This window comes from Schumannella sp. GW821-FHT10F01, assembly GCF_058809295.1.
The window spans coordinates 150377-171239 of the sequence record NZ_JBXASM010000003.1 but is presented as its reverse complement, the minus strand read 5'-3'; the positions used below and the strand labels follow the sequence as shown (position 1 = coordinate 171239).

General features: G+C 73.7%; 23 protein-coding genes. 16 read left to right on the top strand and 7 right to left on the bottom strand.

The window, feature by feature from the left end:
* The first annotated feature begins 2 nt into the window (after positions 1–2).
* From AC1RSJ_RS05635 to AC1RSJ_RS05620, 4 genes are read left to right on the top strand one after another with little or no spacing between them, the layout of a single operon-like run.
* Positions 3–782 carry an ABC transporter ATP-binding protein gene (locus AC1RSJ_RS05635; protein ID WP_493117360.1) on the top strand — a complete coding sequence of 260 codons (780 nt, stop codon included), beginning with the start codon at positions 3–5 and terminating at the stop codon, positions 780–782.
* Positions 779–1120 carry a hypothetical protein gene (locus AC1RSJ_RS05630; RefSeq protein ID WP_493117359.1) on the top strand — a complete coding sequence of 114 codons (342 nt, stop codon included), beginning with the start codon at positions 779–781 and terminating at the stop codon, positions 1118–1120. The genes AC1RSJ_RS05635 and AC1RSJ_RS05630 overlap by 4 nt, the downstream gene beginning before the upstream one ends.
* On the top strand, positions 1113–2789 hold the full coding sequence (locus AC1RSJ_RS05625; protein ID WP_493117358.1) for a hypothetical protein: 1677 nt from the start codon (positions 1113–1115) through the stop codon (positions 2787–2789). The genes AC1RSJ_RS05630 and AC1RSJ_RS05625 overlap by 8 nt, the downstream gene beginning before the upstream one ends.
* Positions 2767–3495, top strand: coding sequence for a hypothetical protein (locus AC1RSJ_RS05620; protein ID WP_493117357.1), 729 nt, complete (start codon positions 2767–2769; stop codon positions 3493–3495). The genes AC1RSJ_RS05625 and AC1RSJ_RS05620 overlap by 23 nt, the downstream gene beginning before the upstream one ends.
* On the opposite strand, the gene AC1RSJ_RS05615 is transcribed toward AC1RSJ_RS05620, so the two are convergent.
* The gene (locus tag AC1RSJ_RS05615; RefSeq protein ID WP_493117356.1) at positions 3465–4730 is read right to left on the bottom strand and encodes an LCP family protein; all 1266 of its coding nucleotides are present in this window, start codon (positions 4728–4730) and stop codon (positions 3465–3467) included. The two genes, AC1RSJ_RS05620 and AC1RSJ_RS05615, sit on opposite strands and share 31 nt — an antisense overlap.
* Before the next feature lie 160 nt (positions 4731–4890).
* Positions 4891–5853, bottom strand: a complete 963-nt coding sequence (locus tag AC1RSJ_RS05610) for a cation diffusion facilitator family transporter (RefSeq protein ID WP_493117355.1) — start codon at positions 5851–5853, stop codon at positions 4891–4893.
* Between the two features lie 74 nt (positions 5854–5927).
* Here AC1RSJ_RS05610 and proC point away from each other — a divergent pair, with 74 nt between their 5' ends.
* Together proC and AC1RSJ_RS05600 are read left to right on the top strand one after the other, a co-directional pair.
* On the top strand, positions 5928–6794 hold the full coding sequence (proC, locus tag AC1RSJ_RS05605) for a pyrroline-5-carboxylate reductase (RefSeq protein ID WP_493117354.1): 867 nt from the start codon (positions 5928–5930) through the stop codon (positions 6792–6794).
* Positions 6795–6942: 148 nt separating this feature from the next.
* Positions 6943–8646, top strand: a complete 1704-nt coding sequence (locus AC1RSJ_RS05600) for a beta-N-acetylhexosaminidase (RefSeq protein WP_493117353.1) — start codon at positions 6943–6945, stop codon at positions 8644–8646.
* A 199-nt stretch (positions 8647–8845) separates the two neighbouring features.
* Here AC1RSJ_RS05600 and AC1RSJ_RS05595 read toward each other — a convergent pair whose 3' ends face one another.
* Positions 8846–9511: a potassium channel family protein gene (locus tag AC1RSJ_RS05595; protein ID WP_493117352.1), complete on the bottom strand. Its 666-nt coding sequence runs from the start codon at positions 9509–9511 to the stop codon at positions 8846–8848.
* Positions 9504–10952, bottom strand: a complete 1449-nt coding sequence (locus tag AC1RSJ_RS05590) for a TrkH family potassium uptake protein (RefSeq protein ID WP_493117351.1) — start codon at positions 10950–10952, stop codon at positions 9504–9506. Before AC1RSJ_RS05590 ends, AC1RSJ_RS05595 begins: the two co-directional genes overlap by 8 nt.
* Before the next feature lie 105 nt (positions 10953–11057).
* Between AC1RSJ_RS05590 and AC1RSJ_RS05585 the strand changes: the two genes are divergently transcribed.
* From AC1RSJ_RS05585 to AC1RSJ_RS05575, 3 genes are all read left to right on the top strand, one after another.
* The gene (locus AC1RSJ_RS05585) at positions 11058–11486 is read left to right on the top strand and encodes an ArsR/SmtB family transcription factor (RefSeq protein WP_493117350.1); all 429 of its coding nucleotides are present in this window, start codon (positions 11058–11060) and stop codon (positions 11484–11486) included.
* Positions 11487–11734: 248 nt separating this feature from the next.
* A complete protein-coding gene (locus tag AC1RSJ_RS05580; RefSeq protein ID WP_493117349.1) occupies positions 11735–11929 on the top strand; it encodes a helix-turn-helix domain-containing protein in 195 nt (64 codons plus the stop codon).
* 119 nt (positions 11930–12048) lie between these two features.
* Positions 12049–12147, top strand: a complete 99-nt coding sequence (locus AC1RSJ_RS05575) for a 30S ribosomal protein bS22 (RefSeq protein WP_003792170.1) — start codon at positions 12049–12051, stop codon at positions 12145–12147.
* Between the two features lie 30 nt (positions 12148–12177).
* Here the strand turns inward: AC1RSJ_RS05575 and AC1RSJ_RS05570 are convergent, their stop codons facing one another.
* A complete protein-coding gene (locus AC1RSJ_RS05570; protein ID WP_493117348.1) occupies positions 12178–12993 on the bottom strand; it encodes an HAD family hydrolase in 816 nt (271 codons plus the stop codon).
* 25 nt (positions 12994–13018) lie between these two features.
* Here AC1RSJ_RS05570 and AC1RSJ_RS05565 point away from each other — a divergent pair, with 25 nt between their 5' ends.
* Both AC1RSJ_RS05565 and AC1RSJ_RS05560 read left to right on the top strand, forming a co-directional pair.
* Positions 13019–13282 (top strand): glutaredoxin family protein, encoded by a 264-nt coding sequence (locus tag AC1RSJ_RS05565; protein WP_493117347.1) that lies wholly within the window; start codon positions 13019–13021, stop codon positions 13280–13282.
* Entirely contained in the window at positions 13279–13578 is a 300-nt protein-coding gene (locus tag AC1RSJ_RS05560; protein WP_493117346.1) for a Dabb family protein, read from the top strand. Before AC1RSJ_RS05565 ends, AC1RSJ_RS05560 begins: the two co-directional genes overlap by 4 nt.
* Positions 13579–13604: 26 nt before the next feature.
* On the opposite strand, the gene aspS is transcribed toward AC1RSJ_RS05560, so the two are convergent.
* A complete protein-coding gene (gene aspS / locus AC1RSJ_RS05555) occupies positions 13605–14936 on the bottom strand; it encodes an aspartate--tRNA(Asn) ligase (RefSeq protein ID WP_493117345.1) in 1332 nt (443 codons plus the stop codon).
* A gap of 59 nt (positions 14937–14995) precedes the next feature.
* Between aspS and AC1RSJ_RS05550 the strand changes: the two genes are divergently transcribed.
* Genes AC1RSJ_RS05550 through ccsB form a run of 5 tightly spaced genes read left to right on the top strand, consistent with a single transcriptional unit; the run spans position 14996 to position 19873 of the window.
* Entirely contained in the window at positions 14996–15625 is a 630-nt protein-coding gene (locus AC1RSJ_RS05550) for a histidine phosphatase family protein (RefSeq protein ID WP_493117344.1), read from the top strand.
* A 29-nt stretch (positions 15626–15654) separates the two neighbouring features.
* Positions 15655–16269 (top strand): TlpA family protein disulfide reductase, encoded by a 615-nt coding sequence (locus AC1RSJ_RS05545; protein WP_493117343.1) that lies wholly within the window; start codon positions 15655–15657, stop codon positions 16267–16269.
* A gap of 49 nt (positions 16270–16318) precedes the next feature.
* Positions 16319–17053 (top strand): cytochrome c biogenesis CcdA family protein, encoded by a 735-nt coding sequence (locus AC1RSJ_RS05540; protein ID WP_493117342.1) that lies wholly within the window; start codon positions 16319–16321, stop codon positions 17051–17053.
* Positions 17034–18824 carry a cytochrome c biogenesis protein ResB gene (gene resB, locus AC1RSJ_RS05535; protein ID WP_493117341.1) on the top strand — a complete coding sequence of 597 codons (1791 nt, stop codon included), beginning with the start codon at positions 17034–17036 and terminating at the stop codon, positions 18822–18824. Before AC1RSJ_RS05540 ends, resB begins: the two co-directional genes overlap by 20 nt.
* Positions 18825–18880: 56 nt before the next feature.
* Positions 18881–19873 (top strand): c-type cytochrome biogenesis protein CcsB, encoded by a 993-nt coding sequence (gene ccsB, locus AC1RSJ_RS05530; protein WP_493117340.1) that lies wholly within the window; start codon positions 18881–18883, stop codon positions 19871–19873.
* A gap of 85 nt (positions 19874–19958) precedes the next feature.
* Here ccsB and AC1RSJ_RS05525 read toward each other — a convergent pair whose 3' ends face one another.
* Complete coding sequence (locus tag AC1RSJ_RS05525) at positions 19959–20861, bottom strand: GNAT family N-acetyltransferase (RefSeq protein ID WP_493117339.1); 903 nt, start codon at positions 20859–20861, stop codon at positions 19959–19961.
* Positions 20862–20863 lie beyond the last annotated feature (2 nt).

Below are 20863 nucleotides of genomic sequence, written 5' to 3'. Positions count from 1 at the left end.
CCATGACCGCGCTGCTCGAGGCCGCGGGGATCACGCTCCGGCGAGGCTCCCGAACCGTCGTGCAGCCGGTCGACCTGCGGGTCCGGGCGGGGGAGCACTGCGCCCTGCTCGGACCCAACGGCGCCGGCAAGACGACGATCCTGTCCATGCTCGTCGGGCTGCTGCCGCCCGACGTCGGCCGCATCGCGGTGGCCGGCATCGACGTCCGCGAGCCGGCCGCCCGCGCGCTCGTCGGCTTCGCGCCGGACGACCTGCCGCTGCCCGCCGCGCTGACCGGCGCCGAGCTGCTGCGGCTGCACGACCGGCTGCGCCGCCGCGACGACCGCGAGCGCGCCGACGCCCTCTGCCGGCTGCTCGAGATCGAGCACGCACTGCCCCGCCAGGTCGCCGAGTACTCGCACGGGATGCGCCGCAAGCTCCAGCTCGTCGCGGCCGTGATGCACGAGCCGCTCGTGCTCGTCCTCGACGAGCCCTACCGCGGGCTCGATCCCCGCTCGGCACGGCTGCTGCGCCGGCTGCTCGACGGGGTGGTGGCGTCCGGGCGCGCCGTCCTCGTGGCCACGCACGACCTCGCAAGGGCCGAGCGCGACGCCGACCGGCTCTGGCTCGTCGACCGGGGCGGGGTCGTCGCGGACGGCACTCCCGCGGAGGTGCGGGCGGCCGCGCGGGCCGACGACCTCGAGACGGCGTTCGCCGCGCTGACCGGCACGTCCGACGAGCGCGGACGCGAGGACGCGCTGCTCGAGGCGGCGCTCGACGGCGAGCGGACGGTGGCCTCGTGATCCGCGGCGGGGTCACCGGCGCGCTGCTCGGCGCGTTCACCGGCGTGGTCGGCCTCGTGATCGCGTGCGCGGTCTGCCTGGTCGTCGCGTTCGCGACCCGCGACGCCGCCGAGCTGCCCGGCGTGTTCCGGGCATGGTTCGCGAGCGTCGACGGCATCCCGCAGCTCCGGTTCGTGCCGGACGCGCCGGGGATGGGGCTCGCGCTCGCCGTGTGGGCCGCGGCGGCGGCGGGGTTCGGTGCCGCGGCGGGACGGAGGCCGTGTGGCGGGGGCGCGCCTGGGGCGGGTTCGGCCGGGGCGGAGTCGGGGTCGGCAGGGAAGGACGGGCGCGATGACTGACCACGGCGCCGGCGGACCGATCGTGGCCGGTGCACGGGCCATCGCCGGCGCTTCGTGGCGGATCTGGCGTCGCGAGGCCGCCCGCGTGCTCTGTGTGGACGCCCGGGTCGTCGATGCCGGGCTCGTGATCGCCGGTGCCGCCGCGGTCGGGCTCGCCGTGCTGATCGCCGCGCTCGTCGCGACGCTGCTCGGGGGCGCCGTCGACCTGCCGCCGGACGCCGACCGCTCCCCGTTCGTGCGGATCACGGCGGCGGGCGTGCTCGCGGCCGGCGCGCTGGTGCAGGTGCTGCTCGCCGCGACACGGCGCCCCGGCGGCGCCCTCGCCGATCTCGCCGCGGTGCTGCCCGTGTCGACGCCGGGCCGGGTGATCGGCGAGCGGGCGCCGACGATCCTGCTCGGCGCGGGGACGGCGGCGGTGCTCTCCGCGCCGACCGTCCCGCTGCTCGTCGTGCTGTTCCGTCACGACCCGGCGCGGCTGGCCGGCGTGCTCGCGCTGCACCTCCTGCTGCTCGGGATCGCGACCGTCGGCGTCCCGGCCGCCGTCGAGCTGCTCCGCACCGCCGCGGACCGGCTGCGGCTCGCGCCGCCGTACGCGGTCGCCGTCGCGGCGCTGATCGTGCTCGCGGGATCGGCCGCGCTGACGCTGCCCGACGCGGTCCCCCGGCCGGGCGACGGGTCGGGACCGGCCGGACTGCGGGGCGGGCTCTCGCTGCTCGGGCCGGTCTCCGCCGTCGCCCGGCTCGCGATCGCGGGCAGCCGCGCGGCCGCGGCGACGGGCGTCGGCGACGCCTCGGGGGGATCCGCCGCCGGCCTCGCGCCCGGTCTCGCGGCCGGCCTGCCGCCGGGTGTCCGGTCGGGGCTCGGCATCGGACTCGAGACCGGACTCCCCGCGGCGGTGCTCCTCGGTTGGGTCCTGCTCGCCCTCGCGGCCGCGATCGCGGCCGCGGCCTGGTCGCCGAGCCCCGTCGGCGCCGTCGTCACGCGCCTGCTCGTCGGCGTCCGGATCCCGCGCGGACGGGCGACGGCGGGCGTCGCCGTGCAGCTGCTCCAGCTGGTCCGCCTGCCGCAGTACCTCGTGATGGCCGGCGGACCGATCCTGCTGGCGGCGGGCATCGCGGCGGCGACCGCGACGCCGCTCGCTCGGGAGGCCGGTCCCGTGCTCGACGCGCTCGCCGGGGTGCCGCCGACGCTGCCGTTCGCGGCCGGGATGCTCGCGTTCGGCACGACTGCGCCGTCGTCGTGGCTCGCCCGACTCGCGGGCGCGACACGGGCGCGCATCGCCGAGCAGCGGCTCGTCGCGGGCCTGCTCGGCGGCGCGGTGCCCGCGCTCGCGGCATCGACCGTGCTCGTCGCGTCGGGCGCGGCGGAGCCGGCGGACGCCGCGTCCCGGTTCGGACTCGGCGTCGTGCTCGGGCTGGCCGCCGCCTCGGGCGGGATCGTGGCGCCCTGCTCCACGACGAGTCCGCAGTCGACGACGGTCACGAGCGCGGTGACGTTCCTGCTGTTCGGCGTCGCGGTGATCCCGCTGCAGCTCGGCCTCGCCGCCCTGCCGGCGACGGCCGGGGCGTCGGGGGTCGAGCTCGCGGGACTCGCGCTGTCCGCGAGCGTGCTCGTGGCGCTCTGGCTGCTGGTGCGGAGGCGCGGCGATGACGCCCTCTCGATCGAGTGAGCCGGAGCCGGAGCCGGTGCCGGAACTGGTGCCGGAGCTGGTGCCGGAGCTGGTGCCGGAGCCGGTGCCGGAGTCGGAGACGGAGACGGAGTCGGGGCGCGCGCCGGCGTCGGCGACTGCGTCGGTGTCGATGCGCGAGGGCGCTTCCGCGCCGCGCGGGTCGGCCCGGGGTCCGGACGCGGGCTCGCCGCTCCCCGCCCGACTGTGGCCTGCGGTCGCCGCGACGCTCTGGGTGCTCGGACGTGCGGCGCTCCCGGCGCTCGCGGTCCTCGGCGCGGGGGCGTCGACGGCGGCGCTCGCGGGGTCGGCCGTGATCGCGCACGGGCTCTCGATCGCCGGGCTCGCGGTGCTGGCGGCCGTGGTGCACGAGCTCGGCCATGTGACGGCCTACCGGCTGCTCGCACCGAGCGCATCCGGTGCCGTCGCCGTCCGCGGCATCGGCGCGGTCCTGGTCCGCAAGCCCCTGCCCGCGCGAGCGGATCGGGCCGTCACCGCCGCCGGCCCCCTCGCCCCGCTCGTGCTCGCACCGGCGGCCGTCGCGCTGGCCACGACCTTCCCGGCCGAGTCGGTCGCGATCGTCCTCATCGCCGCGGGGCATCTCGTATCCCTCGCGCTGCCGGGCGCGGATCGCACCGCCTGGCGCGAGGCCGGGTCAGGAGCGCGGGCGCCGCCTTCTCAGCCGGAGCTGCCCCGCGAGCAGGTCTGATCGGCGGCGGACTGGCCCGTGACGCCGTCCGGCAGCTGCACGGGTCCCGTGCCGTCGTCGGCCGGAGTCGTGGCGGTGCCGGTCGGGCTGCCCGTGGCGGGCGTCGTCGGGGTGCCGGTGGCGGGCGTGGTCGGCGCGTTCGTCGTGCCCGGCGCCGGGGTCTGCGTGACCTGGGCGGCGCCGGCGGACCCGGCGATGACGGCCCGGTCGTCCGCGACGGCGGTGGTCAGCGCCTTCGCCAGCGTGGTGAGCGGCACGGTCACGCTCTTGCCGTCGATGTCCTTCGGCGTGTTCGGGTACTGGATGAAGGCGATCCGGTCGAGCGGGATGTCCTTCAGCGCGAGCGCGATCGACACCATGGTCGTCGGCGAGGCGAGCTCGCGGCTCAGCGTCATGTGCTGGGCGGCGGCGGTCGCGAGGTTGTAGAGCGTGCCCGGGTTGCTCAGGGTCTCCGAGCTCTTCACCTGGCGCATGAGCGCGGAGAGGAAGACCTGCTGATTGCTGATGCGCGCGAGGTCGCTGCCTTCGGCGAGCCCATGCCGCGAGCGGAGGAAGGCGAGCGCGGTCGCACCCTCGATCGTGTTCTCGCCGGCGGGGAGGTTGAGGCCCGTGTAGCGGTCCTTCATCGGCGAGGTGAGGCAGACCGTGACGCCGCCGAGGGCGTTCGACATGGAGACGACGCCGTCGAACTCGATGAGCGCGGCGTAGTCGACGTCGAGGCCGGTCAGCCCGGTGACCGCAGCCGCGACGCACGACAGCCCGCCGCGCGAGAGCGCCTCGTTGAAGCGGCGCGCGCCAGCCGCCCCGACCTTCTTGCCCTCGTCGCTCGTGCAGGCCGCCTGCGGCACCCAGAGGTCGCGCGGGATGCTGATCGCGGTCGCCGACCTCGAGGTCGGGGAGATGTGGATCAGGATCGTGACGTCGTTGAGGGTCTCGCCGCGGCGTCCGTAGGCGGAGTTGCCGCCGCCGGAGTCGCTGCCCACCAGGAGCAGGTTCACCGGCTGGTCGATCGCGCCGACGCCGGAGATCGTCTTCTTGCCGGAGCCGATCGACACGGTGTTCTTCTGCAGGGTCTCGCTGACGCTGTAGACGGCGATCGCCGCGACGGATCCGGTGGCGATGAGCGTCACGACGACGGTGATGCCGAGCAGCGCCAGCAGCGAGTTGACCCAGCCGCGGCGGTGCTGGCGGCCGTGGCGCGCGACGGTGCTCGGCGCGTTCGACCCCCGTGACATGCGCTCGACGCTAGCAAGCAGAGGCCGAGAGGACGGTGAACGACGGCCGGGACGGCGCCGGGTGTCGCGGTGCGGTGCCGCGGTCCCGTGTCGTGGTCGGGACGTCGGTCCGAGGATCGCTCCGCCCGCGGGATCGGTCCGAGGACCGCTCCGCTCCCGATCAGTCCGAGGACTTGATGACGATCGCGTCGGTCGGCGGGGCGCCCTCGCCCGGCGGCGTGTAGATGTCCGGCTCGATGTAGATGACGCGGGCGACCGGCACGGCGGCGCGGATGTCGGACTCGATCGTGTCGATGGCGGTCGCGATCTCCGGCAGGCGGCTCGCCCGCGGCAGGGCGACCTTCGCCGCGACGAGCAGCTCGTCGGGTCCGAGGTACAGCGTCTTCATGTGGATGAGCGCCTCCACCTGCGGGTGCTCCGTGAACGCGTTGCGGATGCGCACGACGTCCTCCGGGGAGGCGCCCTCGCCGATGAGGAGGCTGTGGGTCTCGAGGCCGAGGATGATCGCGACGAGCACGAGCAGCACGCCGATGAGCAGGGTGCCGATCGCGTCGAAGACGCCGTTGCCGGTGACCGCGGTCAGTCCGACGCCGAACAGCGCGAAGACGAGGCCGGTGAGCGCCGCGGTGTCCTCGAGCAGCACGACGGGCAGCTCGGGTGCCTTCGCCCGGCGCACGAACGAGACCCACGATCCGGTGCCCTTGAACGGCCGCGACTCGCGCACCGCCGTGCGCAGCGAGAAGCCCTCGAGCACGATCGAGATGACCAGCACCAGCACCGGCAGCCAGACGTTCTCGAGCGGGTGCGGGTCGTGCAGCTTCTCCCAGCCCTCGTAGAGCGAGAAGACGCCGCCGATCGTGAACAGGATGATCGACACGACGAAGCCGGCCAGGTAGCGGGTGCGGCCGTAGCCGAAGGGGTGCTCGGCGTCCGCGGCCTTGACGGCGCGGCGTCCGGCGACGAGCAGCAGGATCTGGTTCGCGGTGTCCGCGAGCGAATGGACGCCCTCCGCGAGCATCGACGCCGACCCTGAGAAGAAGGCCGCGACGAACTTCGTGATCGCGATGCCGAAGTTCGCCCCCATCGCCGCGAGGATCGCCTTGTTCCCACCGCTCGAGCTCACGCGCCCCACGCTACACGCGCGATCCGCCGGGTCACGGCGGAGCTGGGGCAGGGGAGCTGGGGCAGGATGGACGGGTGACTGCTTCGACGCCGCACAGCTCCTCCACCGGATCCGGCAGCGCGCCCCTGCCCCGGATCGCGATCCTCGGCGCCGGCTCGATGGGCGGGGCCATCCTCAGCGGGCTCGCCGCGCCCGACGTCAGCACGGGGGGTCTCGTCGTCACGAACCGCACGGCCGCGAAGGCCGACGCGATCGACCTGCCCGGCGTGGAGTCCCTCGCGCTCGAGCGCGACGCAGACGCGAACGCCCGGGCCGTCGAGGGCGCCGGCGTGGTGCTCGTCGCGGTGAAGCCGGCGATGGTGCCCGACCTGCTCCGCGAGATCGCGCCGCACCTCGATTCCGCGGCGATCATCGTCAGCGTCGCAGTCGGCGTCACGAGCGCGACGATGGAGGCGCTGGTGCCGAACCCGGTCGTCCGCAGCATGCCGAACACGCCGTCGACCGTCGGCCGCGGAGTGACCGGCGTCGCGGCCGGCAGCCGCGCGGGCGAGGCCGAGATCGCCACCGTCAGCGCCGTCTTCGCGACGGTGGGCGACGTCGTCGTGGTGCCGGAGGCCCGGCTCGACCCGCTGTCCGCGATCTCCGGATCCGGGCCGGCCTACGTCTTCCTCCTCATCGAGCAGCTCGAGCGCGCGGCTCGCGAGCTCGGCTTCGACGCCGAGCAGGCCGCCGTGATGGTGCGCGGCACCTTCCGCGGCGCGAGCGAGCTGCTCGCCGCCGCCGACATCGACCCCGCCGAGCTCCGCCGCCGCGTCACCAGCCCGAAGGGCACCACCGAGCGCGCCGTCGCGGTGCTCGAGGAGGCGGATCTCGCCGCGCTGTTCGAGCGTGCGGCACGGGCCGCCATGGCCCGGGCCGCGGAGATCGCCGCCGGCAGCTGAACCCGGGTCCGGCCGGGCCGACCGGGCCTCACCGCGAGCCCGCGGCGCCGCCACGCACCGTCCGCCCGGATCACCATGACCACCCGCCCGCCGGAGCGCATCCGGTGCCCCGCCGGAGGCCGTCCCGGTTCGAGCGAAGGAGCCCACCATGACCGTCGCGATCGTCCCCGCCCCACGGGAGCTGCGCGAGACCGGCGGAGCCGGCTACCGCATCGACGCCGCCACCACCGTCTCCGCCGTGCCGGGGCTCGAGGGGGTGCGCCGCCTGCTGCAGGGCGCCCTGCGTCCCGCGACCGGGTTCGACCTGGCCGGCGCGGCGTCGTCGGCCGAGAGCACGGACAGGGCCGCGGGCGCTGCGGCAGCCGAGGGCACCGGATCGGGCGCCGCGGCCCGCGGCATCCGCCTCGAGCTCGACGACGCGCTCGGGTCCGAGGCGTTCCGGCTGGTCGCCGACGAGCTCGGCGTGACCATCACGGGCGGCGACGCGGCCGGAGCGACCGCTGGCGTGCAGGTGCTCCGGCAGCTGCTGCCGGCGGCGGTGCTCCGCACGGCGCGGGTCGAGGGGGTCGACTGGATCGTGCCCGCCGTCGAGATCGCCGACGCGCCGCGCTTCGGCTGGCGCGGGATCATGCTCGACGTCGCCCGGCACTTCCTGCCGGCGCGCGAGGTGCGCCGCGCCATCGACCTGGCCGCCCTGCACCGCTTCAACACGGTCCACCTGCACCTCACCGACGACCAGGGCTGGCGCATCCCGGTGCCCGGCTGGCCGCGGCTGACCGAGATCGGATCCTGGCGCCGCGAGTCGCAGCTCGGCGCGGCGGCGGACGCCCCCGGCGACGACCGCCCGCACGGCGGCTTCTACACGACGGACGAGCTGCGCGAGCTCGTCGCCTACGCCGCGGAGCGGTCCATCCGGCTCGTGCCCGAGGTCGACGTGCCGGGTCACACCCGCAGCGCGATCGCCGCGTATCCGGAGCTCGGCGTCACCGGCGAGCAGATCGAGGTCTGGACCCGGTGGGGCGTCGCGGAGGACGTGCTCAACGTCGAGGAGTCGACGGTGGCGTTCGTGAAGGACGTGCTCGATGCCGTGATGGACGTGTTCCCGGGCGAGTACATCGGCATCGGCGGCGACGAGTGCCCGAAGGTGCAGTGGCAGGCGGACGCGCGGACCCAGGAGCGGATGCGCGAGCTCGGCGTCGCGGACGAGGAGGCGCTGCAGAGCTGGTTCATCGGCCGGCTCGACGAGCACATCACCGCTGCCGGACGCCGGACGTTCGGCTGGGACGAGATCCTCGAGGGCGGCCTGGCGGCGGGGGCGACGGTCGCCTCGTGGCGCGGACTGGCCGGAGCCATCACGGCCGCGCGGGCGGGCCACGACGTCGTGTCCTGCCCGGACGACCAGGTGTACCTCGACTACCGCCAGTCCGACGACCCGGACGAGCCGATCCCGGTCGCCATCCCGCTGACCGTGCGCGACGTCTGGGCGTTCGACCCGGTGCCGGCCGAGCTGACGCCGGCGCAGGCCGAGCACGTGCTCGGCGGGCAGGGCAACCTGTGGTCGGAGCACCTCGACGGACCCCGCCGGGTCGACTACCAGCTCTGGCCGCGGGCGTGCGCGCTCGCCGAGGCGCTGTGGGTCGGCGGCGCGGACCGGGACTGGGACGAGTTCTCGGCCCGGCTCGACGTGCATCTCGAGCGGCTGGACGTGCTCGGGGTCGAGTACCGGCACGCGGACGGACCGCGGCCGTGGGAGCGGATCCCGGGCATCGCCGGGCGTCCGTCGACGCGCGAGCAGCGCAAGGCCTGGGTGGACGAGATCACGGCGAACATCGCGTCCCCGCTGGCTGAGTAGGCCCGAGGCACGAGGCTCACCACCCCGATGGCTGAGTAGGCCCGAGGAACGAGGGTCGTATCGAAGCCCCGACCCGCGCGCGGCGGGGGCTTCGATACGCGCCCCAGAGGGCGCTGCTCAGCCATCGGTGGTGGGCGCCGTCGGCGCTGCTCGGCCATCGGTGGTGGGCGCCGTCGGCGCTGCTCAGCCGCTGGACCGCTCACGCCCCGGCGAAGCGGTCCAGGTCCTTCGAGGTGCCCGAGGCGATCACCACGTCGCCCGGGGCGAGCACCGTGTCCGCGGTCGCGTAGCCGAACGAGCCGCCGTGCGGCTTCACGCCGACGATCGTGACGCCGAAGCGCTTGCGCAGCTTCGCCTCCCCGAGCGGCATGCCGCACGCCTCGCGCGGCGGGTGCAGCTTCACGAGCGCGAAGCCGTCGTCGAACTCGATGAAGTCGAGCAGCATGCCCGACACGAGGTGCGCCACGCGCTCGCCGGCCTCCGCCTCCGGGTAGATCACGTGATGGGCGCCGATGCGCGACAGGATCTTGCCGTGCGCGGCACTGACGGCCTTCGCCCACACCTGGGTGATGCCGAGGTCGACGAGGTTCGAGGTGATGAGCACGCTCGACTCGATGTGGCTGCCGACGCCGACGACGGCGATCGAGAAGTCCTTCGCGCCGAGCTGCCGCAGCGCGTCGATGTCGCGGGCGTCCGCCTGCACGGCGTGGGTCACCCGCTCCGACCACTTCTGCACGAGCTCCGCGTCGGTGTCGATCGCGAGCACGTCGCGGTCCTGACGCTGCAGCTGGCCGGCGGTGGCGGCGCCGAAGCGTCCGAGCCCGATCACCAGCACGGGGGCGTCGGGGGCGATGCGGTCATCCAACGATGGGCCTCTCTTCTGCGTGGCGGAACAGCCTCCGGGTCTTCGACGAGGCGAAGGCGGCGGCGATGGTGACGGTGCCGATGCGTCCCATCAGCATGGTCGCGGCGAGCACGTACTGCGCCGGCTCGCTCGTGCTCGCGGTGAAGCCGACGGTCAGCCCGCAGGTCGCGAACGCGCTGATCGCGTCGAACAGCACGTAGTCGAGCCGCTCGTTCGTGAGCATGAGCAGCGTGATGGTGGAGGCGGCGACCGTGGTCGCGCCCCACAGCACGACGCTGACGGCGAGGCGCAGCACGTCGCCGGGGATGCGGCGGTCGAAGGCCTCCATGTCGTCGACGCCGCGCGCCTCCGCGAACGCGGCGAGGAACAGGATGGCGAGGGTCGTCACCTTGATGCCGCCCGCGGTCGACGCCGACCCGCCGCCGACGAACATGAGCATGTCGGAGACGAGCAGGCTCGCGCCGTCGAGGTGCGACATGTCGAGCGTGGAGAACCCGCCCGACCGGGTCATCGTCGACAGGAACAGCGTCTGCAGCACGGTCTGCCCGGCGTCCATCGAGCCGAACGTGCGCGGGTTGCCCGCCTCGATGACGAGGAACGCGATCGCGCCGAGCACGAGCAGCAGCGCGTAGGTGGTCAGCGTGAGCTTCACATGCAACGGCCAACGCCGCGGCCGGCGCAGGCCCCGCCGCAGCGCGTAGATCACCGGGAAGCCGATGGCGCCCGAGATCACGGCGAGCATGAGCACGCCGAGGAACCAGGGATCCTCCGCGTACGGCGCGAGGCCCTCGTGCGTCGGCACGAAGCCCGTGTTCGTGAACGCCATGGCCGACCAGTAGAACGACTGCCAGGCGGCGTCCCACGGGTCGACGCCCTGCAGCAGCATCCGCGGGTACAGCAGGATCGCGGCGACCGCCTCGATGACGAGCGCGCTGACCGCGACGGTGAGCAGCAGCCCGCCGGTCTCGCCGAGGCGCACGCCCTGGTTCTCGGCGACCGGTCCGCGCCGCATCCGGAGCGGGTTCGCGTCGCCGGCGGCCATGAGGCGCTGCCGCAGGCCGAGCCGGCGGCTGATGACGAGGCCGAGGATGGAGGCGAGCGTCAGCACGCCGATGCCGCCGATCTCGACGCCGACGAAGATCACGACGTGGCCGAACGCCGACCAGTGATCCGCCATGTCCACGGTGGAGAGGCCGGTCACGCACACGACGCTGATCGCGGTGAAGACGGCGTCGACGGGCTTCGTCCACTCGCCGGCCGCGTTCGACATCGGCAGCGACAGCAGGAGCGTGAACACGATCACGAGCAGCCCGAAGACGAGGATGGCGAACCGGGCCGGGGTGCCGCCCGCGAAGTCGTCGAGGCGGTCGCGCAGGCGGCTCAGCAGGGGCTCGTCCGGCGAGGGGAGGCCCCGCTCGCGCGCAACGGGGACCGTGCGCATCCTTCCCTCCCCAGCCGGGCCGTCGGCCCGTCGCGCGGTCATGCTATCCCTCCCGTGCGTGCGGCAGTCGCGCGCACGACGGGGGGACTGGCTACCCTGATCCGCATGGCGGACATCTTCGACGTGGTCGCGGACCCCACTCGGCGGCAGCTGCTCGGCCGGCTGCTCGCGCTGGCGCACGCCGGCGGGTCGCTCGGCGAGATCAGCGTCGGCAGCCTCGTCGTCGAGCTCGGCATCAGTCAGCCGACGGTGTCGAAGCACCTCAAGACGCTCCGCGAGCACGGCCTCGTGCAGGTGCGCGAGGAGGGCCAGCACCGCTACTACCGGCTCGACCCGGCGCCGCTCGACCAGGTCGCCGCGTGGGTGGAGCCGTTCGTGGCCGAGCCGGAGCCGCTGTCGGGCGCGGTCATCGAGCTGCCGCGCGAGTCGGCGACCGACTGGCGCGGCGTCGCCCTCGCCGGACGCCTCGGCCGGGTCGCCGCGGATGCCGCCCACGGCGCCCGCAACGTGTCGGACCGCCTCGCCCGCCGCTGACGCGCCGCGTCGTATCGCGTCGCCCGACGCCGTCACGCGATCGCCCACGCGATCCCTCACCCGGATCGCCCGGAACCGTGCGGATCTGGACGCGCTCGGGGGGATTGCTGGGCGTCCAGTGGATCCCCTATGCTCGCGGCGAGCACATCGACCACACTGGGCACTCCAGTAACAGCGGCCACGTGCTCGTTCGGCGGGGGAGCGGTTCCGCGTGCCGGGCCGACGCCGCTGGGAAGACGGGGAGAACGATGGCGGGCGAACTCAGCGACGTGCGCTTCCTCACCGTCGCCGAAGTCGCGGAGATGATGCGCGTCTCGTCGATGACCGTGTACCGCATGGTGCACGCCGGCGACCTGCCCGCCGTGCGCTTCGGTCGGTCGTACCGCATCCCGCAGGCCGACGTCGAGGCGATGCTCCGCATCGGCGGCGCGCAGGCCGGCTGACCCCGCCCCCGCCGCCCGCGGACGAGGCCCCCACGGGCCTGCGCTAGACTCGCCCGGTTGACTTCCCGCGGCTGCGAGGCCTGGGCGTCCGCATCCGATCGAGATTCCGAGGTGAGACTATGGGCTCCGTCATCAAGAAGCGCCGCAAGCGCATGGCGAAGAAGAAGCACCGCAAGCTGCTGCGCAAGACGCGCCACCAGCGTCGCAACAAGAAGTAAGCGGACCACTCCGCTGCAAGCGCCGGGCCGTCAGGCTCGGCGCTTCTTCGTGTCCGGCTTCGTCTCCGGCTTGCTCGCGGCCTCGCGGCGGGCCTCCTTGCGCACGGCGCGCGCCTCGCGCTTCACCCGGCGCTGCGCCTCCGTGATGCTCGAGCGCTTGAGCAGCAGGGTCGGCCAGCCCTCGTGCTTCGCGTGGCGGGCCAGGATCGGGTCCGGGTTCACGACGACGCGGTTGCCGACGAGGCTGAGCAGCGGGATGTCGTTGCGGCTGTCGGAGTAGGCCCAGCAGTCCTCGAGACGGGCGCCGATCGCGCCGGTGAGCTCGCGTGCCGCGACCGCCTTCTGCTCGCCGTGCAGCACGTGGCCGACGAGCTTGCCGGTGTAGACGCCGTCGACGCTCTCCACCCGTGTGCCGAGCGCGCCGGTCAGCCCGAGCCGGCGGGCGATGAGGTCGCCGACCTCGACGGGCGTCGCCGAGATGAGCCACACCTCGTGGCCCTTCGCCAGGTGCTCCTTCGCGAGGGCGACGCTCTCCGGCCAGAGGCGGGTCGAGATCCGCTCCTCCCAGATGCTCTCGGCGATCTCCTCGATCTCGGCGGTGGTGTGACCGCCGACGAGCCCGAGCGCGCGCTCCTGCGCGCTGCCGAGGTGCGCGGTGTTCTCGCCCTTGCGGATGAACCGCATCTGGTGCCAGGCGAACGGCAGCACGTCGCGCCAGCCGATCACGTTGCGCCGCCACGCCTCGACCCCCACGTGGAACAGGCTGGTGCCGCGCATCAGCGTGTTGTCGACGTCGAAGAAGGCCACGATGGGCCGGTCGCTCGGGGTCGCGGTTCCGTCGGCCATGGCCCGTCCAGTCTAGGGTGATGCCGTGCCCGCCCCCCGTCTGACGCTGCTGAGCAAGCCGGGATGCCACCTCTGCGACGACGCCCGCGCGGTGGTCGAGACGGTGCTCGCCGAGCACCCGGCCGTCGCCTTCGTGGAGCGCAGCATCCTCGACGATCCGGAGCTGCTCGACCGCTACGCCGAGGAGATCCCCGTCGTGCTGATCGACGACCGCGTGCACACGATCTGGCGCGTCGAGCCCGACCGCCTCCGCACGGCCCTCGCGGCCGCAGAAGGGACCCCCGCATGATCCGCCACGTGCTCATCTTCACGCTCGCGACCGACGACCCGGCCGAGAAGGCGGAGCAGACGGCCGAGGTGCGCCGGCGCCTCGTCGGGCTGATGGACGTCATCCCGGAGATCAAGCGGATGGCGGTGCCCGCCGACAGCACGGGCATCGATCGCAACGGCGACTTCGCGATCGACTCGGACTTCGACGACGCCGCGGGTCTGCAGGCCTACATCGACCACCCGGCGCACGTCGAGGTGGCGAAGTACATCGGCTCGGTCATCGCGACCCGCGCCGCGATCGACTTCGAGGTCTAGGCCACTCCGCGCCGGCTCAACGCCGGCTACGGCTCGAGTCGGTTGGGGCCGCGGAACAGGTAGGTCACCTCGCGGATCGAGGGCTGCTCGAGCAGCAGCATGATCACGCGGGCCAGACCCATGCCGAAGCCGCCGTGCGGCGGCACGCCGTAGCGGAAGAACGTGAGGTACGACTCCATTCCGGCCGGGTCGAGGCCCTTCTCGGCGATCTGCTCGAGCAGCACGTCGATGCGGTGCTCGCGCTGCGCTCCGGTCGAGATCTCGGTGCCGCGGTAGATGAGGTCGTAGCTGCGCGTCAGGCCCGGCTGGTCGGCGTGGCGCATGTGGTAGAACGGCCGGATCGACGCGTCGTAGTCGGTGAGGAACACGAAGTCGGAGCCGTACTGCTCCCGCACGTACTCGGCGATGCGGCGCTCGCCCTCCGGGTCCATGTCGGCGTCGGCACGGGGCACGACGTAGCCGCGGTCGGCGACGATCTGCTTCGCCTCCGCGAGCGGGATGCGCGGGAACGGCGTCGTCGGCACGGTCACCTCGAGCCCGAACAGCTCGCGGATCTCGTCGCCGTGCTTCGCCTGCACGGCGGTGAGCGCGGTGACGAGCAGCTCCTCGTGCACGGCCATCACGTCCTCGTGCGAGTCGATCCAGCTGAACTCGGCGTCGACGCTCGTGAACTCGGTGGCGTGCCGCGACGTGAACGACGGGTCGGCGCGGAACGCCGGTGCGATCTCAAACACCTTGCCGAACCCGGCCGGCTGCGCCATCTGCTTGAAGTGCTGCGGGCTCTGCGCGAGGTAGCCGGTGGAGTCGAAGTACGGCACCGTGAACAGCTCGGCGCGCGACTCCGACGGCGACGCCATCAGCTTCGGCGTGTGGATCTCGATGAAGTCGTGCTCGACCCACCAGGTGCGCAGCGCGTGCTCGAGGGTCGTCTGCACCCGCGCGATGAGGTTCTGCTCCGGGCGGCGGAGGTCGAGGAAGCGCCAGTCGAGCCGCTTGTCGATCGACGAGTCGTCCGCGATCGGCGACTCCGGGAGCGAGGGGCCGACGACGTCGATCGACCCGATCTTCACCTCGAGGCCGCCGAGCTTGACGCGCTCGTCTTTCTTCAGCTCGCCCTCGACGCTGACGAAGCTGCCGTGGGCGACACCGCTGATCGCGTCGGCGACGGCGTCCTCGGGGACCGTGCCGTCCTCGGCGGCGGCCGCGCGCGGGTGCACGAGCTGCACCGCGCCCGACTCGTCGCGGAGCACGATGAACTGCACCTTCTTCTGATCGCGCACCGTCTCCACCCAGCCGGCGACGCGGACGGGACCGTCGGGGAGGGAGGCGAGCTGCTTGACGAGGGTGCGGGTGGTCACGGGGCACGAGTCTAGCCGCGCCGGATCGGCGCCCAGCCGCGGCGGGCTACCCTGATCCGGTGCCTGCGGACCGCGTCCATCTGGTGCGCCACGGTGAGGTCTTCAACCCCGAGGGCGTGCTCTACGGCCGCCTGCCCGGCTACCGGCTCAGCGAGCTCGGCCGTCAGATGGCGGCTGCCGCCTGCGACAGCATGGCCGGCCGTCCGATCGTCCGGCTGGTGACGAGTCCGCTGCAGCGCACGCACGAGTCCGCCGAGCCGTGGGCCGCCCGCTTCCGGCTCGACCCGGTCGACGACGAGCGGGTCATCGAGGGGGCGAACCGCTTCGAGGGCTCCCGCGTGCGCCGTGAGCTGCGGCGTCCGCGCAACTGGCCGTACCTGATCGCGCCGTGGCGGCCGTCGTGGGGCGAGCCGTTCTCCCGCATCGCGAGCCGGATGATGGCCGCCGTCGGCGACGCGTTCGACGCCGTGCCGGCGGGCGAGGTCGCGATCGTGACCCATCAGCTGCCGATCTGGATGGTCGCCCGCACCGTCGCTGGCAAGCCGCTCGCGCACGACCCGCGCACCCGCCGCTGCTCGCTCTCGAGCATCACCTCGCTCGAGCGCCGCGACGGCCGCGTCGTGGAGGTCGGCTATCAGGAACCGGCGGCAGACTTGCTGGCGCGTTCGATCGATCTGGGGGCCGTGTGATGCAGGGCCGTGTGATGCAGGGGCGTCCGATGCCGGGCCGGCTGTCCCGCCGGGCCGCGCTGCCCGCCGCGGTCCTCGCCGTCGCGCTGGCGCTCGCCGGCTGCACCGGCGGCAGTGACGGGCTCTCGTCGCAGTACGACGAGGCGAAGAGCAAGGGGTCCGGCTACATCTCGGGCGACGGGTCGGTCGTGACGATCGACGCCGCGAAGCGCCAGGCCGCGCCGAGCTGGAAGTCCACGACGATCGACGGCGACGCGGTCTCGACCAAGGGGTACGCCGGCAGGATCGTGGTGATCAACTTCTGGTACGCGTCCTGCCCGCCGTGCCGGAGCGAGGCGCCGGACCTCAAGGCGCTCCACGAGCAGCTCTCCCCGACGGGCGTCGAGTTCCTCGGCGTCGACGTGCGCGACTCCGAGTCGATCGCCCGCGGCTTCATCGACAAGTACGGCCTCGCCTACCCCACCGTGCTCGACGACGCGGACAACGAGATGCAGCTGGCCTTCGCCGGCGACGTGCCGCCGAAGGCCGTGCCGACGACGCTCGTGCTCGACAAGCGCGGGCGCGTGGCCGCGCGGTTCAGCGGCGAGATCGAGAGCCCGTCGGTCGTCGTCGACGTCGTGCAGGACCTCGAGGCGGAGAAGTGACCGGCACGAGCCCGACCGGCCCGGCGGCGACGCGGGCGGTCCGGCGCTGATGGGCCCCGGCGACATCGTCGCGGGCGGTGCGCTCTGGCTGGCCCTGCCGATCGCGCTCGCCGCCGGACTGCTCTCGTTCCTCAGCCCCTGCGTGCTGCCGCTCGTGCCCGGCTACCTCGGCTACGTGAGCGGCATCACCGCGGGCCGTGAGCGCAGCCGGTCGCGCATGGTCGCCGGCGCCGCGCTCTTCGTGGCCGGCTTCTCCGTCGTCTTCCTCGCGGTCTCGCTGCTGGCCGGCTCGGTCGGCCGCTTCGTGCTGCAGTGGCAGGACATCCTGCTCCGGGTCGGCGGCGTGCTCATCGTCGTGCTCGGTCTCGTCTTCATCGGCCAGGTGACCGTGCTGCAGCGCACCCTGAAGCCGCGCTGGCAGCCCCGCTCCGGCCTCATCGGCGCGCCGCTGCTCGGCGCCGTCTTCGCGATCGGCTGGACCCCGTGCATCGGGCCGACGCTCACCGCGACCTTCTTCCTCGCCGGCATCGGCGGGGATCCGCTCCGCGCGCTGCTCGTCGGCGCCGCCTACTGCATCGGACTCGGCGTGCCCTTCCTGCTCGTGGCGCTCGGCTTCGGCTGGGTCGGCGGCTCCATCCGCTGGGTGCGCCGCCACATCCGCGCCGTCAACATCGCCGGCGGCGTGCTGCTCGTCGCGATCGGCCTGCTCATGGTCACCGGCGTCTGGGGCGGCCTCCTGCTGCAGCTCGGGGCGGTGATCGGCAGTGTCGTCCCGGCGCTCTGATCGATCGGGGCCGGAGGAGGCGTCCGGCCCCGAGGCCGAGGCGTCCCTCGAGGAGAGGGCGGCACAGGACATCGCAGCAGAGGACGCGGCAGCCGAGGACGCCGCCGAGGCGGTCGCCACCGACGCGCGCTCCGGCGCTCGCCCGGACGACCACGCCGACACTCCCGCCCCGGCTGCGGGTGCAGGCGCGCAGAACCCGCGGCTGTCGGCGACCGGCTGGATCCGGTTCGTGTGGCGCCAGCTCACGAGCATGCGCACCGCCCTCGTGCTGCTGCTCCTGCTCGCGCTCGCCGCGGTGCCCGGCTCGCTCGTGCCGCAGCGCAGCTCCGACCCGAACGGGGTGGTGCAGTACCAGGCGGAGCACCCGGACCTGTTCCAGTTCTTCGACGCGCTGCAGCTGTTCTCGACGTACACGTCGTTCTGGTTCTCGGCGATCTACCTGCTGCTGTTCGTCTCGCTGATCGGCTGCATCATCCCGCGCACGATCCACCACGTGCGGGCGCTGCGCGCGGCCCCGCCGGCCACGCCGGTGCGGCTCGGACGTCTCGTCGGGCACCGGGTGGAGACCAGCGCAGCGCATGCCGACCGCGCGATCGACGTCGCGCGCCAGGTGCTCAAGCGGGCCGGCTACCGGGTGCAGCTCTACCCGCAGCGCGGCCGGCTCACCGTCTCCGCCGAGCGCGGCTACCTGCGCGAGACCGGCAACCTGCTCTTCCACACGGCGCTCATCGGGGTGCTCGTGGCGGTCGGCATCGGCGGCGGCTTCACGTGGAACGGCCAGCGCGTCGTCGTGCAGGGCACGAGCTTCACGAACGCGCAGATCAGCTACGACTCGTTCGACCCGGGACGCTTCTTCGACGACAGCCAGCTGCAGCCGTACTCGGTGCGGCTCGACGACTTCGACGCGAAGTACGAGATCGACCCGAAGGACCTCACGCCGCACCCGAAGGACTTCACGGCGCACGTCTCCACCCGCACGCCGGGCGGCACGTGGGAGTCGCACGACATCAAGGTGAACTCGCCGCTCGAGATCGGCGACACGAGCATCTACCTGCTCGGCAACGGCTACGCGCCGGAGGTGACGGTCCGCGATCCCGACGGGAAGGTCATCGGCACGTTCACCACGCCGTTCCTGCCGCAGAACGCGCAGCTCGACAGCCTCGGCGTCATCAAGATCCCGGACGGCCTGGCGAAGCAGGTCGGGCTCCGCGGCTACTTCTACCCGGACCCGGTGGAGGTCGGCGACAGCGGCCTGCTCTCCTCGTTCTCGCCGACCGCCGGCAAGAACAGCATGCTGAGCCTGCAGGTGTACACCGGCGACCTCAAGCTGGACGACGGGGTGCCCGTCAACGCGTACTCGCTCGACACGACCGGCATGACCGAGCTGGTCGGGCCGAACTCGACCGACAAGGGCCTCCGGCTCGCGATCGGCAAGTCGGTCGACCTGCCGGACGGCCTCGGCAGCGTCGAGCTCACCGGCTGGAAGCGCTTCGTCAGCCTGGAGACCCACCACGACCCGAGCCAGCTCTACGTCGCCGTGTTCGCGGTGCTCGCCGTGCTCGGGCTGCTGACGAGCCTGTTCATCCCGCGGCGCCGCATCTGGGTGACCGCGGCGGACGACGGCGACGGCACGCGCCTGGAGTACGCGGGCCTCGCCCGCGGCGATGATCCGCGGCTCGAGGAGGCGGTGGCGTCGATCGCCTGGCAGCACCTGGATCGGCTCGGGGAGCGCCCCGCGTGGACGGTCGGACGCGGCGGCACGGACGGGTGAGCCGGCCCCCTCGACCGGCTCAGGGATCCGGCTCGCGCCGGACGTAGGATGACCCGGTGACGACGGACCAGCTCGCGGACTACTCGCTCGTCGCCGTGTACTCGGCGATCGCGGTGTACGTGCTCGCGTTCATCGCGTTCACCCTCGACCTCGCGGCCCGGTCCGCTCGGGCGACCGCGGCGCAGGATGCGCGCGAGGCGGAGTCCGCCGGCGCGGCATCCGCCGCTGTCCGGTCCGCCGGTGCGGCCGGCGGCACCGCCGTGCTCGAGCGGACGACGACCGCACCACCGCCGACGCGGCGCGAGGCGCGCTTCCAGCGGGTCGGCGTCGCGCTGACGATCATCGCCTGGCTGCTCCACGTCACGGCCGACGTGCTCCGCGGCATCGCCGACGGCCACGTGCCGTGGTCGAACATGTTCGAGTTCGCGATGACCGGCACGGCGATCATGGTCGGCGTCTACCTCGCCGTGAACCTGTGGCGCGACATCCGCTTCCTCGGGGTGTACATCACCGGCATCGTCGCGATCCTGCTCGGCCTCGCGACCGTGAACTTCTACGTCGACGTGACGCCGCTGCCGCCGCCGCTGCAGTCGGCGTGGCTCGTCATCCACGTCTTCGTCGCGACGCTCGGCACCGGGTTCTTCGCCGTCGGCGCGGGCCTGTCGGTGCTGCAGCTGCTGCAGGCGCGGCGCGAGGAGGGCCGGCTCCGGCGCCTCCCGTTCCTGGCGACCCTGCCGTCCTCGGCGACGCTCGAGAACATGGCGTACCGGCTCATCGTGGTCGGCTTCGTGTTCTGGACCTTCACGCTCATCGCCGGCGCGATCTGGGCCCGCTACGCCTGGGGCCGGTACTGGGGCTGGGACACGAAGGAGGTCTGGACCTTCGTGATCTGGACGATCTTCGCGGGCTACATCCACGCCCGCGCGACCCGCGGCTGGCGCGGCTCGCGCGCCGCGTACCTCGCCGTGATCGGCTTCGCGGCGGTGCTGTTCAACTTCACCGCCGTCAACCTGCTCTTCAAGGGACTGCACGCCTACTCGGGGCTCTGATCCCGGACCGGGTTCGGATGGCTGAGCCTGTCGAAGCCCCCGCCGGCTGAGCTCCCCGCGGATGGCTGAGCCTGTCGAAGCCCCCTCAGCCCCGCACGCGGTCGAGCCGCTCGACCTGCGGCCGGTACCCCGCCGACGCGTAGGCCGCGATCCCGCCGGTGTTCGCGCTCCGGGTCGCCACGGTCGCGCTCGACGAGCCGAGCTCACGCAGCGCCGCGGCGCCCGCGAGGCAGATCGTCCGGCCGGCACCCCGTCCCCGCCCGTCCGGATGCACGCCCATCGGCTCGATGAGGCCCGGGCGTCCCGGCCCCGCCGACCACACGGTGATCGTCGCGACGGGCGCACCCGTCGGGTCGACGCCGACCAGCGTGCGCGACTCGGCGGAGGCCGGACCCGCCGCCATCGCGTCCCAGCGCTCCGCCGTCGACGCGGGGTTGCCGAACGCGCCCCGCAGCACGTGCGCCCAGGCTTCGCGCTGCTCCGGCGAGGCGGACGCGGTCGCGAGCGTCTCGATGCGCAGCGTGTGCTCCGGTGCGAGGTCGGGTGCCGGCACCGGCGCGGCCAGGTCCCGCACCAGCGGCGTCCACGGCTCGCCCGCGGCCCAGCCGGCCTCGTCGAGCACCTCGTGCAGCACCGCGTCCGACGGCACCTCGAGCGCCGTGCGGCCCGTCGGATCCACCCCGCGTGACGGCTCGGCGACGTCGTCGCGGATCGCCTCCGCGAGCTCGCGATCCCGACGCGCCGCCGGGTCCGTGGTGAGCCGGAGCATCTCGGGACCGTCGAGCAGCCCGACCGCGACGATGCGCCCGTCCCGCCGCCAGACCCGCAGCGCGGCCGCCGTGGCCGGCGCCCCGAGCCGCTGGAACCACCCGACGTCGCCGGGATGCAGCTGGAAGGCGCTCGCCTCCGTCTGCCAGCCGCGGAGCGCGTCGACGGCCTCGGCGATCCCGTCGACGCCGGGCGTCGCGAGGGTGATCGGGCCGCTCATCG

Coding starts and splice junctions, on each gene's coding strand:
- AC1RSJ_RS05635 (WP_493117360.1), top strand. CDS start 3: ATGACCGCGCTGCTCGAGGCCGCGGGGATCACGCTCCGGCGAGGCTCC.
- AC1RSJ_RS05625 (WP_493117358.1), top strand. CDS start 1,113: ATGACTGACCACGGCGCCGGCGGACCGATCGTGGCCGGTGCACGGGCC.
- AC1RSJ_RS05620 (WP_493117357.1), top strand. CDS start 2,767: ATGACGCCCTCTCGATCGAGTGAGCCGGAGCCGGAGCCGGTGCCGGAA.
- AC1RSJ_RS05615 (WP_493117356.1), bottom strand. CDS start 4,730: ATGTCACGGGGGTCGAACGCGCCGAGCACCGTCGCGCGCCACGGCCGC.
- AC1RSJ_RS05600 (WP_493117353.1), top strand. CDS start 6,943: ATGACCGTCGCGATCGTCCCCGCCCCACGGGAGCTGCGCGAGACCGGC.
- AC1RSJ_RS05590 (WP_493117351.1), bottom strand. CDS start 10,952: ATGCGCACGGTCCCCGTTGCGCGCGAGCGGGGCCTCCCCTCGCCGGAC.
- AC1RSJ_RS05585 (WP_493117350.1), top strand. CDS start 11,058: ATGGCGGACATCTTCGACGTGGTCGCGGACCCCACTCGGCGGCAGCTG.
- AC1RSJ_RS05580 (WP_493117349.1), top strand. CDS start 11,735: ATGGCGGGCGAACTCAGCGACGTGCGCTTCCTCACCGTCGCCGAAGTC.
- AC1RSJ_RS05575 (WP_003792170.1), top strand. CDS start 12,049: ATGGGCTCCGTCATCAAGAAGCGCCGCAAGCGCATGGCGAAGAAGAAG.
- AC1RSJ_RS05570 (WP_493117348.1), bottom strand. CDS start 12,993: ATGGCCGACGGAACCGCGACCCCGAGCGACCGGCCCATCGTGGCCTTC.
- AC1RSJ_RS05560 (WP_493117346.1), top strand. CDS start 13,279: ATGATCCGCCACGTGCTCATCTTCACGCTCGCGACCGACGACCCGGCC.
- AC1RSJ_RS05545 (WP_493117343.1), top strand. CDS start 15,655: ATGCCGGGCCGGCTGTCCCGCCGGGCCGCGCTGCCCGCCGCGGTCCTC.
- AC1RSJ_RS05540 (WP_493117342.1), top strand. CDS start 16,319: ATGGGCCCCGGCGACATCGTCGCGGGCGGTGCGCTCTGGCTGGCCCTG.
- AC1RSJ_RS05525 (WP_493117339.1), bottom strand. CDS start 20,861: ATGAGCGGCCCGATCACCCTCGCGACGCCCGGCGTCGACGGGATCGCC.